At 67.7% G+C, this 20,039-nt stretch carries 21 protein-coding genes; 4 read left to right on the top strand and 17 right to left on the bottom strand.

Going from position 1 to position 20,039, the window contains the following annotated elements; translation table 11 throughout:
• Window positions 1-94: 94 nt before the first annotated feature.
• Complete coding sequence (locus EJL01_RS05450; protein WP_125106602.1) at window positions 95-367, bottom strand: ArsR/SmtB family transcription factor; 273 nt, start codon at window positions 365-367, stop codon at window positions 95-97.
• Between EJL01_RS05450 and EJL01_RS05445 the strand changes: the two genes are divergently transcribed.
• Both EJL01_RS05445 and EJL01_RS05440 read left to right on the top strand, forming a co-directional pair.
• Window positions 361-951 (top strand): HhH-GPD-type base excision DNA repair protein, encoded by a 591-nt coding sequence (locus tag EJL01_RS05445; protein WP_125106601.1) that lies wholly within the window; start codon window positions 361-363, stop codon window positions 949-951. The genes EJL01_RS05450 and EJL01_RS05445 overlap by 7 nt on opposite strands.
• Window positions 948-1,370, top strand: coding sequence for a GNAT family acetyltransferase (locus tag EJL01_RS05440; RefSeq protein ID WP_125106600.1), 423 nt, complete (start codon window positions 948-950; stop codon window positions 1,368-1,370). Before EJL01_RS05445 ends, EJL01_RS05440 begins: the two co-directional genes overlap by 4 nt.
• Before the next feature lie 14 nt (window positions 1,371-1,384).
• Here EJL01_RS05440 and EJL01_RS05435 read toward each other — a convergent pair whose 3' ends face one another.
• The 3 genes from EJL01_RS05435 to EJL01_RS05425 all read right to left on the bottom strand — a co-directional run bounded on the left by EJL01_RS05435 (window position 1,385) and on the right by EJL01_RS05425 (window position 6,272).
• Complete coding sequence (locus EJL01_RS05435) at window positions 1,385-4,057, bottom strand: coiled-coil domain-containing protein (RefSeq protein WP_125106599.1); 2,673 nt, start codon at window positions 4,055-4,057, stop codon at window positions 1,385-1,387.
• Between the two features lie 24 nt (window positions 4,058-4,081).
• Window positions 4,082-5,428 carry an MFS transporter gene (locus EJL01_RS05430; RefSeq protein ID WP_125106598.1) on the bottom strand — a complete coding sequence of 449 codons (1,347 nt, stop codon included), beginning with the start codon at window positions 5,426-5,428 and terminating at the stop codon, window positions 4,082-4,084.
• A 115-nt stretch (window positions 5,429-5,543) separates the two neighbouring features.
• Window positions 5,544-6,272 carry a YczE/YyaS/YitT family protein gene (locus EJL01_RS05425; protein ID WP_206427677.1) on the bottom strand — a complete coding sequence of 243 codons (729 nt, stop codon included), beginning with the start codon at window positions 6,270-6,272 and terminating at the stop codon, window positions 5,544-5,546.
• A 219-nt stretch (window positions 6,273-6,491) separates the two neighbouring features.
• Between EJL01_RS05425 and EJL01_RS05420 the strand changes: the two genes are divergently transcribed.
• Complete coding sequence (locus EJL01_RS05420) at window positions 6,492-7,844, top strand: HNH endonuclease signature motif containing protein (RefSeq protein WP_125106597.1); 1,353 nt, start codon at window positions 6,492-6,494, stop codon at window positions 7,842-7,844.
• 45 nt (window positions 7,845-7,889) lie between these two features.
• On the opposite strand, the gene EJL01_RS05415 is transcribed toward EJL01_RS05420, so the two are convergent.
• Both EJL01_RS05415 and EJL01_RS05410 read right to left on the bottom strand, forming a co-directional pair.
• A complete protein-coding gene (locus tag EJL01_RS05415) occupies window positions 7,890-8,408 on the bottom strand; it encodes an SRPBCC domain-containing protein (RefSeq protein WP_125106596.1) in 519 nt (172 codons plus the stop codon).
• A gap of 180 nt (window positions 8,409-8,588) precedes the next feature.
• Window positions 8,589-9,125: a YceI family protein gene (locus tag EJL01_RS05410; RefSeq protein ID WP_125106595.1), complete on the bottom strand. Its 537-nt coding sequence runs from the start codon at window positions 9,123-9,125 to the stop codon at window positions 8,589-8,591.
• Between the two features lie 189 nt (window positions 9,126-9,314).
• Here EJL01_RS05410 and EJL01_RS05405 point away from each other — a divergent pair, with 189 nt between their 5' ends.
• Window positions 9,315-11,099 carry an alpha/beta-hydrolase family protein gene (locus EJL01_RS05405; RefSeq protein ID WP_164509726.1) on the top strand — a complete coding sequence of 595 codons (1,785 nt, stop codon included), beginning with the start codon at window positions 9,315-9,317 and terminating at the stop codon, window positions 11,097-11,099.
• Between the two features lie 35 nt (window positions 11,100-11,134).
• On the opposite strand, the gene EJL01_RS05400 is transcribed toward EJL01_RS05405, so the two are convergent.
• The 11 genes from EJL01_RS05400 to EJL01_RS05350 all read right to left on the bottom strand — a co-directional run bounded on the left by EJL01_RS05400 (window position 11,135) and on the right by EJL01_RS05350 (window position 19,998).
• Entirely contained in the window at window positions 11,135-12,439 is a 1,305-nt protein-coding gene (locus tag EJL01_RS05400) for an ATP-dependent DNA helicase (RefSeq protein ID WP_125106593.1), read from the bottom strand.
• Window positions 12,436-14,487, bottom strand: coding sequence for a bifunctional copper resistance protein CopD/cytochrome c oxidase assembly protein (locus EJL01_RS05395; protein ID WP_125106592.1), 2,052 nt, complete (start codon window positions 14,485-14,487; stop codon window positions 12,436-12,438). The genes EJL01_RS05400 and EJL01_RS05395 overlap by 4 nt, the downstream gene beginning before the upstream one ends.
• Window positions 14,488-14,596: 109 nt before the next feature.
• Window positions 14,597-14,884 carry an HU family DNA-binding protein gene (locus tag EJL01_RS05390; protein ID WP_125106591.1) on the bottom strand — a complete coding sequence of 96 codons (288 nt, stop codon included), beginning with the start codon at window positions 14,882-14,884 and terminating at the stop codon, window positions 14,597-14,599.
• Between the two features lie 305 nt (window positions 14,885-15,189).
• Window positions 15,190-15,495, bottom strand: a complete 306-nt coding sequence (rpsN, locus tag EJL01_RS05385) for a 30S ribosomal protein S14 (protein ID WP_125106590.1) — start codon at window positions 15,493-15,495, stop codon at window positions 15,190-15,192.
• 2 nt (window positions 15,496-15,497) lie between these two features.
• Complete coding sequence (gene rpmG, locus EJL01_RS05380; protein ID WP_125106589.1) at window positions 15,498-15,668, bottom strand: 50S ribosomal protein L33; 171 nt, start codon at window positions 15,666-15,668, stop codon at window positions 15,498-15,500.
• The gene (gene rpmB, locus EJL01_RS05375; RefSeq protein ID WP_125106588.1) at window positions 15,668-15,904 is read right to left on the bottom strand and encodes a 50S ribosomal protein L28; all 237 of its coding nucleotides are present in this window, start codon (window positions 15,902-15,904) and stop codon (window positions 15,668-15,670) included. Before rpmB ends, rpmG begins: the two co-directional genes overlap by 1 nt.
• Window positions 15,905-16,073: 169 nt before the next feature.
• Window positions 16,074-16,526 carry a Fur family transcriptional regulator gene (locus EJL01_RS05370; protein ID WP_125106587.1) on the bottom strand — a complete coding sequence of 151 codons (453 nt, stop codon included), beginning with the start codon at window positions 16,524-16,526 and terminating at the stop codon, window positions 16,074-16,076.
• Entirely contained in the window at window positions 16,519-17,346 is an 828-nt protein-coding gene (locus EJL01_RS05365; RefSeq protein WP_125106586.1) for a metal ABC transporter permease, read from the bottom strand. The genes EJL01_RS05370 and EJL01_RS05365 overlap by 8 nt, the downstream gene beginning before the upstream one ends.
• Window positions 17,343-18,200 carry a metal ABC transporter permease gene (locus EJL01_RS05360; RefSeq protein WP_241209110.1) on the bottom strand — a complete coding sequence of 286 codons (858 nt, stop codon included), beginning with the start codon at window positions 18,198-18,200 and terminating at the stop codon, window positions 17,343-17,345. The genes EJL01_RS05365 and EJL01_RS05360 overlap by 4 nt, the downstream gene beginning before the upstream one ends.
• On the bottom strand, window positions 18,197-18,988 hold the full coding sequence (locus EJL01_RS05355; RefSeq protein WP_125106585.1) for a metal ABC transporter ATP-binding protein: 792 nt from the start codon (window positions 18,986-18,988) through the stop codon (window positions 18,197-18,199). Before EJL01_RS05355 ends, EJL01_RS05360 begins: the two co-directional genes overlap by 4 nt.
• On the bottom strand, window positions 18,985-19,998 hold the full coding sequence (locus EJL01_RS05350) for a metal ABC transporter substrate-binding protein (protein WP_125106584.1): 1,014 nt from the start codon (window positions 19,996-19,998) through the stop codon (window positions 18,985-18,987). The genes EJL01_RS05355 and EJL01_RS05350 overlap by 4 nt, the downstream gene beginning before the upstream one ends.
• Window positions 19,999-20,039 lie beyond the last annotated feature (41 nt).

The raw sequence follows: 20,039 nt of genomic DNA, 5'->3' as shown, positions 1-20,039 counted from the left end.
GCAACCATACGGCCTATTAAGTTTAATTTCACGAACGCAAATGCAACTTTTAGAACTCGTGCGTGACAGTGGAGTAACTGACAGCCACATGCAGTTATTCTCTCTTCACTGCCTCGACAACAAGTGCCGCAGCATGCTCATCCGTGAGTTGATACAGCACGCTGGTGCCCACCTGGCGGGTCGTCACCATGCGCGCCATGCGCATCTTCGCGAGGTGCTGCGAAACACATGACGGCTTCTTGCCCACCGCATCCGCGATGGCATTCACCGACAGCTCGTGGGCCCCGCGCAGGGCAAGCACGATACGGATCCGTGTGGGTTCGGCCAGGATGCGCAGCAGCGCAGTGGCAGACTGATCGCATGACAACGGTGTATCTCTCGACCGACCCCAAGGCCGACGAACTGCTCGCGCACGACCGTTTCGCGCTGCTCGTCGGCATGCTCCTCGACCAGCAGGTGCCGATGGAGACCGCGTTCGCCGGGCCCCAGAAGCTGGTCGAGCGGCTCGACGAGTTCTCGCCGGGCGCGCTCGCGGCGCTCGACGAGGATGCGCTGCTCGCGGCATTCAAACTGACGCCGGCCGTACATCGCTTCCCCGGCTCGATGGCCACCCGCGTGCAGTCGCTCGCCCGCGCGATCGTCGACGACTACGACGGTGACACGGCCGCAATCTGGACGACGCCGGGCAAGGACGGCGGCGCGCCCACCGGCGCGGAGGTGCTGCGTCGGCTCAAGGCACTGCCCGGCTTCGGTGAGCAGAAGGCGAAGATCTTCCTCGCACTGCTCGGCAAGCAGTTCGGCCTCGAGGCAGCTGGCTGGCGCGAAGCTGCGGGCGACTACGGCCCCGAAGACGCGTTCCGCTCGATCGCCGACGTCGTCGACGAGACCTCGCTGCAGCGCGTGCGCGAGACGAAGAAGGCAATGAAGGCCGCCGCGAAGGAGGCAAAGTGACCGCTTCGATTCGGCCGTTCGCCCGCGCCGACGCCGAGGCCGTCGTTGCGCTCTGGCGCGAGGTGGGGCTCACCCGACCCTGGAACGACCCCTTCCGCGACATCGAGCGCAAGCTCACGCAGCAGCCCGAGCTCTTCGTCGTCGCCGAATGCGAGGGCGAGATTCTCGGCACGGTCATGGCCGGCTTCGAGGGCCATCGCGGCTGGATGAACTACCTCGCGGTGTCACCGGCGGCGCGTGGCACCGGCCTCGGGCGCCGCCTCGTCGAGCACGTCGAGGTCGCGCTCGAGCGCGTCGGCTGCCCCAAGCTGAGCCTGCAGGTGCGCAGCAGCAACGCCGAGGTGCTGAAGTTCTACGAGCACCTCGGTTACGGCGTCGACGACGTGATCTCGATGGGCAAGCGGCTCATCGCCGACTAACCACGCGAGGCGAGCTACTCCCCCGCGCGTATCGCCTCGAGGGCCCGCTCCGACACATCCGCGTCGCGCTCCGAGAGCGTCGTCACGAGCTGCCGCAGCCCAGCAACCTGCGCCTGCCACTCGGGCCCGCGCTGCATCGACCGAGGCAAGCTCTCGAGCGCGCGCGCCTGGCGCCACGCGGTCATGAGCGACATCTCGAATAGGCGCTGCTCGGCCTGCGCCGCATCCCCGCGCTCGCCCGTGCCGGCGCCGAGCACGGCCACCATGTCGAGCTCCGACAGGTCGAGGCCGAGCGCGAGCCGTTCGAGATCGCCCCGGATGTCCGCGAGCGCCCGGCGCGCTGCCAGACTCCCGCGGGCGTTGCGTACCGCCTCCACCACCGCGCCGCCGAGCACGAGCAGCAACTGGAGCGCCGACCAGACAGCGAGAGAAAGCGCCCAGAACACCCCGCCCGCGTCCTCATCCACGGTTTCGAGGTGGTTGTACTCGAGAGTGCGGCCAAGCTCGAGCAGTTGGCTGGCGACCGCAGCGTCGATGCCGGTCGGGTAGTCGTTGTCGGCCGGCCGGATCGGCCGCAGCTCGGTCGCGGTGAAGAAGTAGGCGCCGAGGCGGCTGTCCACGCCGGTGCTGATTTCGCCGGTCAGCGGCAGGCCAATCGTGTACTGCTCGCCCTCAAACACCCAGATCGGCAACACGACCTGACCCACACGGACCTCGCCCGTGTCCGGGTCGAAAACGTCGGGGTAGTCGGCGCCGATGTCGGCAAACATCTCTGGGTACGCCGCCAGCAGGTCGGCGTAGTCGATGACGTATCGGTCGTAGCCCGAGTCGGCCTCCTCCGTCCATTTCATGTCGGGGAAGTAGTCGGCGGCCGGCAGCACCGCCACCGTCAGATCGATGTCGCTCGGCAGCAGCGCGAGGTCGTCACTATTCCGCAGCATGGCGTTCATCCACGTGCGCACATTGTCGAGCGTCAGGGCGGTGCGGTTCGTGGTGGCGTTCGACACCGTCGACTCGATCTCATATTCGGGCAGCAGTTCGACGTCGCCGTAGATCTGCAGGCTCGCGAGCTGCCGGTCGCCTTCGAGTCGTTGACCGTACCCGGGGTGCTGCGAGGCCTGCACTCCGGCCGCCACCCCGCCGACGGCGAGGGCGACCACGACCGGCCCGAAGATGGTGACGGCACCGAACCACGCGAACGAACGCTTGGCGGTCTGGGGCGCCTTTCCTCGGCTGCCCTCAAGCGACACGAGCACGCGCTCGGCGGCCAGCAGCGGCCCCGCACCCTCGGCTTCCCCGAGCCCAAGCGCCGACCGGAGCTTCGACTGCGAATCGCTCTCGCCGCCGCTCGCGGCCCGGATGCGCTGGGCCGCCCGCTCGCGCGCCATCCGCTCGCGCTCACCCTGCGGCGCTCGGGTGAGGTGGCCCAGCGTCGCGGTCATGCGCGTCTCGATGTCGTTCCATTGGTGCAGCAGTTCGGCCTGCTCGCGCACCGCCTCCGGGCTGGGGTCGTCGCCCGCTACTCGTTCGGCTTCGCGCACGAGTGCCAGTAGGGCCGCGCGCTGCGACTCGAGCCGTGCGACATCGCGATCGCGCAGGTACTCGCGTTGCCGCAGCACCTCGCCGCTCGCCTGAATCGTGGGCAGGGCAAGGCTCGCGAGGGCGGCCCCCGAGTTCGCATGGCCGACTCGCACTGAAGAGGCGGCGGCCAGCGAATCGGCGAGACTGTTCAGTGCGGCCACGTCACGCTCGAACTGGTCGAGATCGGCGGGTTCCTTCGGCACGCTCGAGTGCGTGGGTGCGGCGGGGTTCACGAGATCGCGTTCGAGCGCCTGCTCGATCCGGGCGAGCTCGAGGCTTTCGTCGCGCACCGCTTTCCAGTCGCGTCGCAGCTTCTTGCGTGCCGCTTCGGCCTGCCGCGTTTCGCGCTTGCCCTGCACGCTCGCGAGCTCCGCATACGCCGCCGAAAACTGCACCTCGAGCGTCTCGAGCTCGAGCACCACGCGCGCGAGCTGCAGGCGGGCGCGGTCAAAACGACGTCGCCGGGCCCGGTGCTCGCGCGCTTCCCGGGCGTAGGCCGAGAACAGCCCACAAGAGGCCAACAGCGGCAGCGCCGCGAGCGACCCCCAGAGCAGCGGATTGCGGTTGCCGCCGTCATCGAAGTTGCTCGCGGCCGTGAGCGCGGCGCCGACGACGGCGCTCGGGCCGTGCCCCATCGTGAGGTTGTTGAGAAAAGTTTCTCGGATGCTCGTCGCGTCCGAGTAGCCGATGTCCGTGGACTCGGCGTCGGCAATCGCGACGGAGTTGCGGCTCGGAAGCGAGAGGTCAACGTCAGTGGGGTCGATATAGACCGAGAACAGCACGTCGACGCCCTCGGGTAACTCGCCGTGCTGATGCTCGATCCATTCGAGCGGGCGGTCGACGATCTCTATCGTGAATGGCTCGCGGCTCAGGGCGCCGTGCGTCTGCGCGACCGCGTCGACCGACTCCTGCGTGATGCCGTACGGCAGCTCGCCCTCGACGATGAAGGTGATCGGCGCATCCGGCTGCGAGTTCACGCGCGCCGCCCCGAACTGCGCCATCAGCGCGCCGACAAAGGCGAACGCGATCGCGAGGGCGAGCCAACTGCGTCGCCGACGCGCCGCCCGGGTCACTTCCGAGGTCGCGACTCGCGGTGTGGCTGGCATGCCGTTGAGTTTATGTGCCCCGCGCTAGTGCGTGACGGGGTTGCCGAGCTCGGCGAGCGGCGTGCGGTAGGTCTCGCGCGCGAGCAGCGAGCCGACGAGCGCGAGGCCGGCGCCGATGGCCGCCACGGCGGCGGCGAGCATCCAGCGGCTGCCGTCTCCGTTCACGAGGGCCGTGCCGATCGTCGGCGAGAAGCCAGCGATGAGCGCGCCAGCCTGCAGGGCGACGGCGAGGCCCGAGTAACGCACGCGCACGTGGAACTGCTCGCCGAACCAGCTCGTGAACAGGCTGTTGGCGGCCGCATAACTCAGGCCAACGATGAGGCCGGTCGTGATGAAGATGAGCGGCACGTTGCCGACCGACAGTGAGTAGAAAAAGGGGAACACGAGCACGCCCGACAACGCCTGACCCGTCATCGCGACGGGTTTTCGGCCGATGCGGTCGGCGAGCAGCGCGAGCCAGGGTTGCGTGCCGATCGCGATGAGGTTGCCCACCGCGAGCGCCCAGAGAATCGTCGTGGGCGCGACGGTGCCGATCTGCGTCGCGAACGCGATGCCGAAGCCCTGCAGGTAGGTGTAGATGAGTATCTGCACGCTCATGAGCGCGACCGACACGAACGCGACCGGGTGCGTGCGAATCATGAGCAAGAACGGCACGCGGCCGGTCGAGCGGAACGATCGCTCCTCGCGCTGCTGCGCGAACTCGCTCGACTCGTCGAGAGTGCGGCGCACGAGGTACGCAACGATGAGCACCAGCATCGACGCGAGGAACGGAATTCGCCAGCCCCACGCATCCCGCGCCGACGCATCCATCGCCTGAATCGGAATGAACGCGGCGGTTGAGAGCACCATGCCGGCGCTCACACCGGTGGCGGTAAAGCTCGAAAAGAAGGCGCGTCGGCCGACGGGCGACTCCTCGATCGAGAGCGACGAGGCGCCCGCGGTCTCGCCGCCAGCCGAGATGCCCTGCAGAATCCGCAGCAGCGTGAGCAGGATCGGCGCCCAGATACCCGCCTGCTCATACGTCGGCAGCAGGCCGATGCTGAAGGTCGCGATTCCCATGAGCGCGAGCGTCGCGACGAGCGTGTTGCGGCGCCCGATGCGGTCGCCGAGGTGCCCGAAGAGGAACGCGCCGAGCGGCCGGAACACGTAGCCAACCCCGAGCACGGCGAACGACTGGATCAGCGCCACCGTGGGGTTGTCGGAAGTGAAGAAGACGTGGCTGAACACCAGCGACGCGGCGGTCGTATAGATGAAGAAGTCGTAGTACTCGAGGGCGCTGCCGAGAAAGCCGGCGAGCGCGGCCTTGCGGGCACGGCGGTTCGGATGCGGTGCGTGGGTTTCGCGCGCGGGCGCGCTGGCGAGGTTGGTCACGGGGAGGTCCTTGATTCGGGGCTTCGGTCGCGACCGCGAGGAACCAGGGCTGTGGCGGTGCTGACGTTGAAAGTAACACCGGGTCGGCGCGCTGAACAGGGTCAGCGCGCGTTTGTTACGTCGCGGGATGCTCGGGCTCGGGCTCGGGCTCGGGCTCTGGGTCGGCGGGATGCTCGGGATGCTCGGGCGCGTGCGGCGTGACCCAGCGGCCGAGTCCGGGGAAGAGTCGCTGCCAGAGCTTGACGAAGTTGCCGACCGTGAGCGCGCCGAAGACCGTGCCCTCGCGCACGCCGACGAGTCCGTGGAACAGGAACAGCGAGACGACGGTAGCGAGAGTGACGAGCGTGACGTCGAAGGCCACCTTGATGTTGCCGAAGCGGCGGTGGCTCACGTCGGCGATTGCCTGCACGAGCCCCTCGCCGGGCACCATGAGCACGCGCGGTGTGACTTCGATCCAGACGCCGATTGAGAGCACGATCGTACCGACGATCGTGAGTAGCGCCTGCTGCCAGTACTCGGCGGGAGCGAGCTCGCGGAACACCCAGAGCCAGCCGTCGATCGCGACGCCGAAGAGCATCGCGGCAGGCAACTGGAGCAGCTGAATCCAGCGATAGCGGCGTCGCAGCAGCGCGATCTGCAGCACGATGAACACGGCGTTCATGATGATTGTGAGGCTGCCCACGGTGCCGATACCGGTGAACGAGAGCACGGTCGGCAGCGTCGAGATCGGCGCGGTGCCGAGGCTCGCGCGCACCGACAGCGCGACGCCGAACGACATGATCACGACGCCGACTGCGAAGACCAGGTACCTCGCCAGCAGTGACGCCCGTGCTCGCTCGTTCATCGCACCTCCCCCGCAAGTTTAGGCGCCACGATCGGGTGGTTTCGCTGCTCGACTGGGATGCGTCGAACTATGTCGGAGGCTCGAGGCAGGATGTTTTTGAGGCAGCGAGGTGCAGATTTGGCCGCCTCAGAGTTATCCACAGAACTCGTAATTATGTTCCCATTGCTCGCATTTTAAGCTAGAATTAATGTAGCAACTAGCATCCCGGAGGTGACCCGCATGGACATGTCCGCACCCGACAACTCCGAACAGCTCGACGCCTCGATGCAGCTGCTCCTTGACGCGTACTCTGCGTCGCACGTCCAGCGGGCCCGCCTCGATGCCCAAGACATTCGCATCCTCGCCATGGCTTATGCGGTCGCCGAGCAACGCACCGCGCTGAGCGCTCCGTTTCGGTCGGCACCGACGTCGTCGCAGGAGTTCACGTGGAACCTCCGCTCGGCCATGGGTGAGTTTGGCGCCGAGATTCGCGCGTCCGACCAGCTACTCATGAACAAGGCCCATCACGCCTATCGCGTCATGTGCGACTTCGAGGAGTTCTGGGAGGCACTCAACGCCGGCGAGATTGACCACGGCCACACCCGCGCGGTCGTGCGCCACGCGACCTCGCTTGAAGAAGACCAGCTCGCCGAGTACTCGAAGCTGGTGCTCGACTACGCCCGCGACCACACGGCGCCGCAGACCGATCGCTTCGCGAGCAAGTGCGCCGCCAGGCTCACCGCGGCGAAGTTCGAGGAGGCCCACGCGCTCGAGCGCGAGCAGCGCCGCGTCGTCATCGAGCACGGCGAGCAGGGCATGTCGACGCTCTGGGCCTACCTTCCGACGGTCGAAGCGACGATCATCGACGACCTGCTCACGCAACAGGCCCGCGCGCTCAGCAGCAGCGCTGGCGACGACGGGGCCAACGCTGCCGAAGGCGAGGGCGACACTGCCGAAGGCGATCTCCACGAGGGCAACGTCTACGAAGACACTCGCACGATGGATCAAAAGCGCGCCGATCTTCTCTGCGACACCCTCATCACCGCCACGCCGCAGCAGATCCTCGAGGGCGAGGCCAAGGGCAAGCCGCGGGTAACCGCGAGCGTGAGCATCGTCATCCCCATCATGTCGCTGCTCGACAATCCCGAGCTCGATTGCGACGTCGCGACCGTCAACGGCATGTCGCCCATCAGCGGCCCCGTCGCGCTCGACTGGGCGCGCAACGCTCCGCACCTGTTGCGCATCCTCACCGACCCCATCACGGGGCACGTCGTGACCGTCGACACCCGCATGCCCGATGCCTCGCTCAAGCGTTTCCTGCGCGCCCGCGACGTGCACTGCCGCTTCCCGGGCTGCCGCCGGCCCGTCGAGCGCTGCGATATCGATCACACCATCGCGGTCGAGCACGGCGGGCCGACCAGCCAGCCGAATCTTGGGCATCTTTGCCGACGACATCACGTGCAAAAACACGAGAAACCGTGGCAACTCATGCAATTGCCCAACGGGGACTACGTCTGGATCACCCCGGGCGGCAAGGTCGTGACCACCCAGCCCGAGCCGCCGGGTCCAAAGTTCGATCCGCCGCCGTTCTAGGCTGCGTGTCCAGCCTGCCGGTCTAGCCGGTCGCGCTGACCTGCCTCACTCGCGGGCGCATTGGCCTGCCTCACTCGCGAGGTCGGCGTAGTACTCGCGCTGCGCGGGGTAGTAGTCGTTGAAGTCGGGGAGCGCAGCGCCTGTTTTCGACGCGACGAGCTGGTCGAGGTAGTACTCCCAGCCCGGGCCGATCTCGCCGAGCTGCTCGAGCTCGACGCCGCACATGATGAAGCGTAGCTCGGTCGTGACATCCTCGGGCTCGAGCTCGAGGGCGACGTCCCAGCCGCCATCCTCGCCCACCGAAAGTAGGCGAACGCGGCGCGGGCGCTCGCACTCGAGAATCCGCATTTCGGCCCACTCGGAGCCCTCCTCGAAGCCGAGCTGCACGCGAATTGTCGCGCCGACCTCGGCCTCGCCCTCCCACGCGCCGAACCACTTCGCGGTGCGTTCGGGGTCGGTGATCTCGGCCCAAGCCTCGGCGAGGGATGCACTGAGCAGTCGGGTAAGTACGAGGTCGTGGCCGGTGTCGCTCGCGACGAGTTTGCCAGTGGGGTTCGGCGCCATTGCCGTGTCCTTTCATCGTGGGGGAAAAGACACCAGCGCCCTGCCGGGTTGGGGGAGGTTGGCAGGACGCTGGTGGATTTTGGGGCGAGGAATCTCGCAGGTCAACTCTGCACGATCAACCTCAAAGGATTGCCGAGAGTTGGCGCAAAGTGGGCGTTGACTCAGACGAGCCGACGCGCCTTACGCGCCGAGACCGAGCTGGCCGTCGACGGTGATCTTCACGTCGTCGCCGAGGGTGAGGCCGCCAGCCTCGGTGGGGGCGTTCCAGTTCACGCCGAAGTCCTTGCGGTTCACGGTCGTGGTGGCCTCGAAGCCGGCCTTCTTGTTGCCGTAGCCGTCGACGGTCTCGCCACCGATCTCGACCTTGAAGTCGACGGGCTTGGTGACGCCGCGGAGGGTGAAGTCACCGGTCACGATGACGTCGTCGCCGTCGAGGCGAGCGCCGGTCGACTTGAAGGTGATCTGGGGGAACTCGTCAGCGAGGAAGAAGTCGCTGGTGCGCAGGTGCTCGTCGCGCTGAGCCTGCTTGGTGTTGACCGACTTGACCTCGACGGTGCCCTCGACGCTCGACTCGGTGGGGTTCTCGGCGACCACGACGGTGCCGGCGAACTCTTCGAAGACGCCCTTCACCTTCGAGATGGCGAGGTGGCGAACCGAGAAACCAATCTCGGTGTGTGCGGGGTCGATGGTCCAGGTACCGGGGGTGATGGTGGTCATGCGCTGCTCCTTTGGATTTACTTGCAGGTACAACCTATGCGCCTTCATTTGAATGCGCAAGGGGCAACCGGAAGATTCTCAGCAATCCGACTGGCCGCAGCCTTGAGAGCAGCTATGTGTGTCCGGGGCCTTGTGCCCAGCTCCTTGTGTCTGAGCCCTCGGCAACCTCACCCCGGCATAATGAGCGGCATGTTTGCTCGTCGCCTCCGCCGCGCGGTGGCACGACGGGCCCGGAAACCCGAGGTCGAGCGCTACACCGAGGCCGAGCTTCGCCGGCGCAAGGTGCGACCGAACTGGTGGGGCATCACGGGCGCGCAGGTCACCTCGTGGATCGCCCTCGGCCCGAGCTTCCTCCCCCGCACCTGGTGGATGACCGCCGGCAGCCTCGCGTTCTCACAGCTCTACGGCTACGGCATCGGCAGCTCGCTGCGCTGGCTGCGGCGCGCCATCATGCCGTTCCTGCGCCGCAGCTTCCCGGGCACCGACTTCGCGCGGGTCCCCGACGCCCTCGCGCAGGCGTGGCGCATCTCGGTCGTCACCACGCTGGTCGGCGGCACGATCTGGGCGTTCGGCGCATCCGTGCCCCGGCAGCGCGAGATCGCGCGCCTCGTCGACCGCCTGCCGCCGGATGCGCGCACGCAGCTCGCGGGCATCACCGCCGGTACGGGCTTCACGACGCTCGCGCTCGGGGTCATCGCGCTGTTCCGGCTGCAGTCGCGCGGCACGCGCCGCCTGCTGCAGCGTTTCCTCCCCGCACTCGCCGCACCGTTCTCGGGCGCTTTCGTCACGTTCGCGGCGACCTACTACCTCAACCGCTCAGTGCTCTGGGACCGCCTCATGGCGATGCTCCGCGGCCGGGCGGCCGAGCGCAACCTGCAGCCGCTGCCGGGCCGCACAGCGCCCGAGCAACTCGAGCGCAGTGGATCAAGCCCCTCATACGAACCGTTCAGCACGCTGGGCCGACACGGCAAGGCGATCGTCAGCGACGGCCCCCGCCGCGCCGACATCGAACGCTATTGGCGGGCCCGCGGCAACGGCTCGGGGCCGAGCGACGAAGAGATTCTCGAGCCCATCCGTGCCTACGTCGGCCTCCGCGCGCAGGTTTCGATTCCGGATGCGGCGAAGCGCGCCGTCCGCGAGCTGAAGCGGGCGGGGGGTTTCGAGCGCGAACACCTCTGCATCGCCGTCGGCACGGGCACCGGCTGGCTCAGCGACTGGTCGATGGGCTCGTTCGAGTACCTCACGCGCGGCAACTGCGCGACGGTGAGCCTGCAGTACACCGTGCTCACGAGCGCGCTCGCCATCATCGCCGACCGCAAGTCGCCGCAGCTCACGGCCCAACGGCTCTACCGCGAGGTGATGCTCGAGCTGCTGAAAATCCCACCCGAGCGCCGACCGAAGCTCTACATGCAGGGCGAGTCGCTCGGCGCGTTCGGCGCACTGTCGGTCTTCAGCGACGCCGCGGACATGGTCGAACGCCTCGACGGCGCGATCTGGGCCGGCACGCCGCAGTTCTCGCCGATCTGGCAGGAGCTCGAGGCCGAGCGCGCGCCGGGCTCGCCGCAGATCCTCCCGCGCATCCGCGACGGCGTGAACATCCGCTTCTCGAACCGCAGCGAGGATCTCACCGGCCCCGTCGGCGGCGAGCCGTACGAGTCCTGGAACGCCCACCGCTTCTACTTCCTCCAGCACCCGAGCGACCCGGTCGTCTGGTGGCACCCGAACCTCATCTGGCAGGAGCCGGAGTGGATGCGCCAACCGCACGGCCACGACGTCACGCCACGCATCAGCTGGTGGCCGTGGGTGACGTTCTGGCAGGTCGCGGCCGACATGCCGAACTCGATCGGTTCGAAGGGCGGCCACGCCCACCGCTACTTCGAGGAATACGTGCCCGCGTGGGCGCAGATCCTCGGCCGCGACGAGGAGATCGCGCCGCTCACCGCCGAGGTGGCCCGGAACATCCACCCGCATTAGCGTGCGGGCACGACCGACCGAGCGAGGTCGCGCGGCTACGCCTCGACCGCGGCCTTCGCGGCGCGCTGCGCCTGCGCGACCTCGTCCATGAACCGCATGACGTCCTTATCGACGAAGATGTCGCCGGGCGTGAGTGGGCGGTTGAGGTAGAGCCCCTCGAGCGAGCGGATGCGCGACAGTGCGACGTAGGTCTGACCCGGCGAGAATGCGCGCGCCCCGAGGTCGACCACGGCGCGGTCGTAGGTCTTGCCCTGCGACTTGTGGATGGTGACGGCCCACGCGAGGCGCAGCGGGAACTGGTGGAACTCCCCCACCACCTCGCGCGAGAGCTGCTTCGACTCGGGGTCGATCTGGTACTTGAGCTTCTCCCATACGATCGGCTCGACCTCGTGCTCTTCGCCGTCGATCTCGACGTAGACGGTGCGACTGATGCGCGACACCTCACCGACCGAGCCGTTCACCCAGCGGCCGTCGGAGTCGTTGCGCAGGAACATCACCTGCGCGCCCTCCTTGAGCACGAGCTCGGTCTCGGCGGGGAACGTGCGGGCGCCCTCGAAATCCCCATGGATCTCGGCGGCCGCGGTCATCGCGCGGCCGGGCAGCTGCTCGAGCTCGCGGGCGTTGATGCGGTTCACGGTCGCGTTCTTCGAGGCGAGCGTGATGATGCCGTCGTTCGGCGCGGGGCGCGCGCCGACCTCGTTGAGGCGGGTCGCCATCGGCGCGGTCACGCGGCCGTAGCGCACGGCGGTGAGCAGCGAGCGGAACTCGTCGTCGTGCTGCCGGTGAATCTCGCGCAGGGTGTGGATGCGCAGCTCGGCCTCGCGCCAGACGTGCGCGTCGAAGAACCACATCGAGCGGTAGTTCTCGCGCAGCCACGAGCGCTCTGTGGGGTCGCTCGGCGGCACCGGGGCGAGCTGGAACGGATCGCCGAACATGACGACCTGCACGCCGCCGAAAGGCTCGGATGCGCGCTCGCGCGCCTGGCGCAGCGAGCGGTCCATCGCGTCGAGCAGATCGGCCGACACCATCGACACCTCGTCGATGACGAGGGTGTCGATCTGCTTGAGCAGCCGCTTTACGTCGCGGTTCTGCTCGATCGGCTGGTTGCCGATGATGCCGATCGGCAGCTTGAACAGCGAGTGGATGGTCTGGCCGCCGACGTTGAGCGCGGCCACGCCCGTCGGGGCGCAGATCACGAGCTTCTTGTCGCTGTGGAACGAGAGGTGATTCAGCAGCGTCGACTTGCCGGTACCGGCGCGGCCGGTAACGAAGAGGTGCTCGGTCGTCTGCTCGATCGCGTCGTAGACGGCCTGCTGCTCGGCGGTGAGTTGCAGCGTCACTGTCCCACCCCATCCTTCTCGGCCAATCGCTTGAAGCGCTCATTGTAGGCACGCAGCTCGGCGTCCTCGTCGCGCAGCGCCCGGCGATCCTCGCGCGCGGCACGGCGCTTGTCCGACCTGAACCACTGCAGTCCGACGAGCAAAGCGAGGATCACGGTCGGGAACTCGCCAATGCCCCAGGCGATCGCGCCGCCGATCTGCTGGTCGACGATCGCCGATTCGGCGCCCCAGTCGCGGCCGGTCGCGCCGTACCAGTCGGCGACAAGCAGGCCTGTGCCGGTCATCACGGCGAGGCCGAAGAAGGCGTGGAAGGTCATGACGAGCACGAGCGAGATGAGCCGCATCGGGTACGAGGCCCGGGTGCGCGCGGGGTCGTCGCCGACGAGCGACTCGACGAAGAGGTAGCCCACGATGAGGAAGTGGGCGATCATCCACATGTGCCCGACGTGGTCGTACGTCGCCCAGCGGAACAGCGGGGTGAAGTAGAACATGAGCAGCGCAATCGCGAAGTTCACGCCCGCGACGATCGGGTGCGAGAAGAACTGCGCCCACTTCGAGTGCACGATGTGCAGCGCCCACTCGCGGCCGCCCATCGAGCCGTCCTTGCGCGCCTTGACGCTGCGCAGCAGCAGTGTCATCGGGGCGCCCATGACGAGGAAGATCGGCACGATCATCGAGAGGATCATGTGCTCGGTCATGTGGAAGCTGAACAGGAAGCGCCCGTAGACGTAGAGCGGGCCGTTGACGTTGTAGAGGAAGATCGCGACGCCGACGGTGACCGAGACCGCGCGCCAGATCGGCCACGCGTCGCCGCGGCGGCGCAGGCGGGCCACGCCGACGTAGTAGTAGATGAGGCCGATGACCGCGAGGGCGGTCCAGACCGGGTTGAGGGTCCACTCGGTGAACAGGCGCGAGACGTCGAAGGGCGGGGGCAGTTCGTCGCCCGAGAGCAGCTGGGCCGGAGTCGGCTGCGAGAGCTGGTCGGCGGTCACGGGCGACTGCGGGCTCGGGGTGCGGCCGAGGGCCGCGGCGGCGCCCGAGACGGCGCCCATCACGAGCAGCTCGATGCCGAGCAGCCACGCGAGGGGCGCGGCGGTCGAGCTCCCCTGCGCGAGCCGGGTGCGCATCCGGTTGATGAGGAAGCTGCGCTGCAGCACGCCGAAGCCGCCGAGCACGACGAGTAGCACGATCTTCGCAAGCATGATCAGGCCGTAGCTCGTGGTGAACAGCTGCGAGAAGTCAGACATGTTCACGAACGCGGTGACGATACCCGAGAAGGTCACGACCGCAAACGAGATCAGCGCGAGCTGCGAGAAGCGCTCGACGAGCGCGAGGCGGCGCGCATCGCGGTCGGCGTCGGCGCGCGCGGCGACCGCGAGTACCGTGACGACGACGAGGCCGCCGACCCACACGGCCGCGCCGGTGAGGTGCACCGTGAGCCCGCCAACCGCGAGGTCGTGGGAAGCGGCGCCCACGGCATGCCCCATGGTCGCGATCGGCCAGAGGCAGAGCAGGGCGAAGCCGGTGGCGAGCAGCGTGCCCCAGCGCGAGCGCACCGCGAACACGACGGTCGACAGCATGATCACCATGACGGTGGCCATGAGCCACATCTGGCCGAGCTCGAGGTTGGTGAGGAAGTACCACATGCCCTGGCCGAAGCTCGCGTCGAACGAGAACGGCACGGCCGAGACGTCGAGGTAGGTGAGCATCGAGGTGAGGATGCTCGAGAGTGCCCAGGCGACGCTGCCGCCCTGCGCGAGCGTCATGGCGCGCTCAAACTCGGGCTTGTCGCGGCTGCACGCGAAGACGGCCATGCAGAGGCCGCCGATGGTGAGCGAGGCGGTGAGGTCGAAGCTCAGACGAAGGATCGGCAGACCCCAGCGCACGATTGGGCCCGGGTCGCCGATGGTGAGCGGCGCGGCACCGCCACCGAATGCGAGAGCGGCCCACGTGACAAGGAGTGCGACCAGGATGAGGCCGGCCGGACCCCAGCGCAGCAGCTGCAGCGTGGCGGGCGACCAGCCGGTGCGACGATCGGATGCTGGCATGGTCCTTCAAGGGTACTCGGCTGCCTCGGGCGGGACCGCGTGACGCGGGCGGAAACGCGGAACGCCGCCCCGTGGGGCGGCGTTCGCGGGGTTGGGGAACCCGGGGGTGCTACTTGACCGCAGCCTTGAGCTTCGATCCAGCCGAGATCTTGACGCCCTTCGAAGCGGCAATCTCGATCTCTTCACCGGTCTGGGGGTTGCGGCCCTTACGCGCGGCGCGCGAGGTCTGCTCAACCGAGAGCCAACCGGGGATGGTGACCTTGGTGCCCTTCGCGGCGTTCGCGGCGAGCTGCTGGAACAGGCCGTCCAGAACAGCGTTCACGGTCGCCTGGCTCTGACCGGTCTCGGCCGCGATGGTCGCGACGAGTTCGGTCTTGTTCACGGTGTTGTCTGCCATGTGTGCCCTCCTACGGACGCAGGTGCTCGCGGGCGCGAGCGCAGTCATTGCTTATCGGTCGCCGCCGTGCGGGGAGGCCCGGCGTGCGGCAACGTCGCCAAACTAACACCCACGCGGCGTGTTCGTTGAATTTACGCGGGTTTTGGCGTGTTTTGCCCAGGATTCCCATGCGATTGGGAGCCTTCCTGACCCCGATGGGGTAATGAACTTTCGCGGCAAACAACGACGACCAATGGCAAACAACAACGCGGGCGTGCACCGAAGTGCACGCCCGCGTCATGAAGTACTGCGGTGTCAGCTAGTGACTACCAGCTCGACTTGCGGATGCCGGGCAGCTCGCCACGGTGCGCCATCTCGCGGAAACGGACACGCGAGATGCCGTACTCCGAGAGGACGCCACGGGGGCGGCCGTCGATCGAGTCGCGGTTGCGCACGCGCACCGGCGAAGCGTTGCGGGGCAGCTTCTGGAGACCCACGCGGGCCTCCTCGCGCGACTCGTCGGTGCCGTTGGGGTCAACGAGCTGCTTCTTGAGCTGCAGGCGACGCTCGGCGTAGCGGGCGACGATCTCCTTGCGCTCTTCGTTCTTTGCGATCTTGCTCTTCTTCGCCATGTTTAGCGCTCCTCACGGAAGTCGACGTGCTTGCGAATCACCGGGTCGTACTTCTTGAGCACGAGGCGGTCCGGGGTGTTCCGGCGGTTCTTCTTGGTCACGTAGGTGAACCCAGTACCGGCGGTGGAGCGGAGCTTGATAATCGGACGGATGTCCTGACCCTTCTTGGCCATTAGAGCTTCACTCCCTTCTTGAGGAGGTCGGCGACAACCGCGTCAATGCCGCGGGCGTCGATGACCTTGATGCCCTTGGCCGAAAGCGTGAGGGTCACGCTGCGGCCGAGCGAGGGCACGAAGTACTTCTTCTTCTGAATGTTCGGGTCGAACCGACGCTTGGTGCGTCGGTGCGAGTGCGAAATGTTGTGACCGAACTGCGGTGTAGCACCGGTCACCTGGCACACTGCTGCCATTGCCTTCTCCTTCAATACCGCAACACGCATGAACGTGCTGCCCAAGATCTCTTGTCGGCACCCGAGCGAGCTGTCAGTGATGAACCTCGTCCGAGCACGGTTACGCCGGAGGGGAACCCCAAGCGCACCAGCGACTTACTCTACCGGGCAGGATGCGGTACGGCAAGCATTAATTGTCTGCGGCAGCACCAGTCTTGGCGGCAACTTCGGCGCCAGCAGCGGCGCGGCACTCGGCGCAGATGCCGAAGACCTCGAGGTCGTGCGTGATCGCGCTGAAGCCGTGCTGCTTCGCGACCTTCGCGGCCCAGGCCTCGACCTCAGGGGCCTCGACCTCGACGGTGCGGCCGCAAACGCGGCAGACAAGGTGGTGGTGGTGCTGCTCGGTATCGCAGGCGCGGTAGCGCTCGCCGTCGGGGCCAAGCATGGTGTCGGCCTCGCCGTCCTCGGCGAGCTGCGCGAGGGCGCGGTAGACGGTCGCGAGGCCGATGCGCTCGCCCGCGTCGCGCAGCTTGTGATGGAGGTCCTGCGCGCTCACGAACGCGGGTTCTACCGCGAGCGCCTCACGGATCGCTTCACGCTGCTTCGTCGTGCGACGAGGCACGACGCGCTCCTGCTCAGACATACTTCACCTCGCCGCCAGTGTAGCCAGGCGCCAGGCGCCGCGCCCCGCGATTGACTGCGAGTGCGATGAGGAACACCAAGGTCGCCGCCAGCGCCATCGAGCCGCCGGCGGCGATCGAGAACCACTGCGAGGCGTAGAGGCCGAGCACGGCGCTACCCGCGCCGAGCAGGCTCGCGACCGGGATCATCCATTCAATGCGCCGCACGAGCAGCTTGGCTGCGGCGGCCGGTGCCGCGATCATCGCGATTGCGAGAATCGAGCCAATCGCGGGCATGGTCGTGACGACGGTGCCGACGATGAGCACGAGTGTGAGCGCCTCGACGCGCGACTCGCTGCCGCCGCTCGCGACGAAGCCCTCGCGGTCGAAGGTCGAGAAGAGGAGGTCTTTCCAGCACGCGGTGACCGCGACGATGGCGACCACGAGCATCCCGGCGATGAAGAGGATGCTCGAGGTTGGGATGCCGATGATCGAACCGGTGAGGAACGAGTCGACGCGCGACTGCAGGCCGGGCACGAGCGAGTGCATGAACACGCCGAGCGCGTAGCCGAACGAGAGCACGATGCCCGCGGCCACCTGGCGCCCCTGGCGGCGAATGCGCCCGAGCAACAGCATGAACCCAACGAGCACGAGACCCATGACGAAGGCACCGAGCACGATGTGCACGCCAAGGATCGCGGCGAGCACGCCGCCCGGGAACGTCGCGTGGGTGAGGGCGACCGTGAAGAATGCGCGCTGGCGCAGTACGACGAGCGAGCCAACGATGCCGCAGAGCAGGCCGACGAGGATGCCCGTGACGAGTGCCGAGGCGAAGATGGTCATGCGCGCACCCGCTTTCGCCGCGTGATGGCGGTCACGCCCGCGACCACGAGGTAGAGCGTGACAAGCACGAGCACGAGTACGGCCGAGGGCGAGACGTTGAGCCGCGCATCCACCGACAGCCAGTAGCCCGAGACGAGGCCGAGGAACGAGGCGAGGAGCGCGGCGCCGGCGGCGATCGGCACGATCAGGGCGAGGCGGAAAGAGATGAGCCGACCGACCGCGGCGGGCACGATGAGCAGGGCGAGGACGAGCAGGTTACCGACCGCGCGGGAGGCCGCGACGACCGTGAGCGCGATCGCGACGTTGAGCAGCAGCTCGTATCGGAGCACGGGCATCCCGCTCGCCTCGGCGGACTCGCGGTCGAAGGCGACCGACACCTGCTCTTTCCACGTGAGCCCGACGATAAGCAGGGCGATAACGCCGAGCACACCGATGACGAGCAGGTCGTCGTGCGAAATCGTGAGCAGTTGGCCGAACAGCAGCGTCTCGAGGCCGGTCGCGTAGCTCGTCGAGCGCGACACGATGACGATGCCGATCGCGAAGGCGCCGGCAAGCAGCACGGCAGTGTTTGCGTCGGTGCCCGCGCCGCGGCGTGACGCGAGTGTCAGCAGCACGGTCGCGATAAGCGCGGCAATGACGGCGCCGAGGTACACGGCCGTGCCGCTCCCCTGCCCCGCGACGAACCCGATGACGACGCCCGGGAACACGGCGTGCACGAGGCCGTCGCTGACAAATTCGAGCTCGCGCAGGTTCAGGGCGACGCCCACGACGGCGGCGACCACCGCGAGCGCAGCGAGCGCGATCGCCGCGGTCTGCATGAACGGCGCGCCAAAGATGACGTCGACCCCGGTCACAGCAGTGGCTTGTCGGGGGTCGCGACGGGGTGCGGGTGGGCGACGAGGTCGCTGTGCGTGTCGAAGTGGTCGTGCGATTCGCCGAAGGTCTCGGCGATCGCCTCGGGCTGGAGTACCTCGTGAATGTCGCCGTAGGCGATCTGGTGCTGGTTGACGAGCAGCACGTGCGTGCACACCTGGTGCGCGAGCTCGAAGTCGTGCGTCGACACGACGATGCCCATGCCAGCCTCGCGCAGCTCGCGCAGGGTCTGCATCAGCGCCTTGCGGTTCGGGGTGTCGAGGCCGTTGAACGGCTCGTCGAGCAGCAGGATGCGCGGGCGGGTCACGAGGGCGCGCGCGAGAAAGCCGCGCTGCCGCTGGCCACCCGAGAGGTCGCCAAAGCGGCGCTCGGCCACGTCGACGAGGTTGACCCGTTCGAGGGCCTCCTGCACCGCATCCCTGTCGGCCCGGCCTGGCCACCGCAGGGGGCCGAGCGCGCGGTAGCGGCCGAGCATGACGACCTGGCGCAGCGAAATCGGAAACTCGAGGTCGATGTGATCGTGCTGCGCGAGGTAGCCGACGTGCGCCGCCGCAGCGCGGGGACGGCCGCCGAGCACGGCCAGTTCGCCGGTCGTGGGGGCGACGAGGCCGATCATGCTCTTGAGCAGCGTCGACTTGCCCGAGCCGTTCGGCCCCACGAGCGCGAGCGCCTGCCCCTGCGCAAGTTGCAGGTTCAGGCGCTCGGCCGCTGGCGTACGGCCGTCATAGCTCAGTGTGACGTCGCGGTAGCGCAGGAGTTCGTCGGTCAATTGGTCTCCGTGAGCGAGGCGGGCACCTCGGCCACCGTGGCACCCCAGGAGTCGAGGATCTGCTCAGTGTTGTGGATGGTCGAGGAAATGTAGGTAGCGCCGTCGCTGTCGGCCGCACCGAGCGAGTCGGTGTAGAGCGCGTCATCGCCTGAGTAGACCTTAACGCCGGCCTGCTCCGCGATCGCCTCAGCCGTCGTCGGCTTGAGCTGCGACTCGGTGAAGACGGCAGGCACACCCGACTCCTTGATCTTCTTCACAAGGTCGTTCACCTCGGCGACCGACGGCTCGGCGTTGTCCTCCCAGCTCGGCATGACCGAGCCGATGAAGGTGATGTCGTAGGCGTCGTTGTAGTAGGTGAGGGCGTCGTGGTTCGTCGCGAGCAGGCGATCGGCTGCGGGCACCTGGTCGATGCTCGTCGAGATCCACTCGTCGAGGTCGGCGAGCTTCGCCTCATACGCCTCGGCGTTCGACGTGATTGTCGCCGCATTGTCGGCGCTCGCCGTCTCGAGGCCCTCGGCAACGTTCTGCACCATGATCTCGGCGTTGGCCGGCGAGGTCCAAATGTGCGGATTGCCCGCAGCGTGGTCGTGCTCCTCGTGGTCGCTGTCCTCTTCGGCCGCATGGTCGTCGTCGTCATCGGTACCCATCGGCGTGATGCCCTCCGAGGCGTCGATGACCGTGCCGTCGAAGCCGGCCGAGGCGAGGGTGTCGTCGATCCACGGCTCGAGGTCCATGCCGTTGATCACGACGATGTCGGCGGTGCGAATCACCTCGAGATCGGCGGCCGTCGGCTCGAAGCTGTGCACCGACGAACCGGGCTGGAACAGGCTTGTCACCTCGGCGTCGGTGCCCTTGGTGAGGTTGAGGGCGAAGTCGTGCAGCTGCGTCGTGGTGGTGACCACGTTGAGGCCGTCCGCCGGGCCGCTTGCCGCGGTGGCGCATCCAGTCACGCCAATCGCGACGATCGTCGCGCCGGCCGCTCCGAGCAGTGCGCGCGTGAACTTCCGCAAGGCTGGTTCCTATCTAGCGAGCGTCGGCGACAAAAGAGGGT

This window comes from Gulosibacter massiliensis, assembly GCF_900626105.1.
Classification (GTDB): domain Bacteria; phylum Actinomycetota; class Actinomycetes; order Actinomycetales; family Microbacteriaceae; genus Gulosibacter; species Gulosibacter sediminis.
The sequence above is the reverse complement of the archived record's forward strand: the minus strand, read 5'-3'. Positions and strand labels throughout refer to the sequence as shown.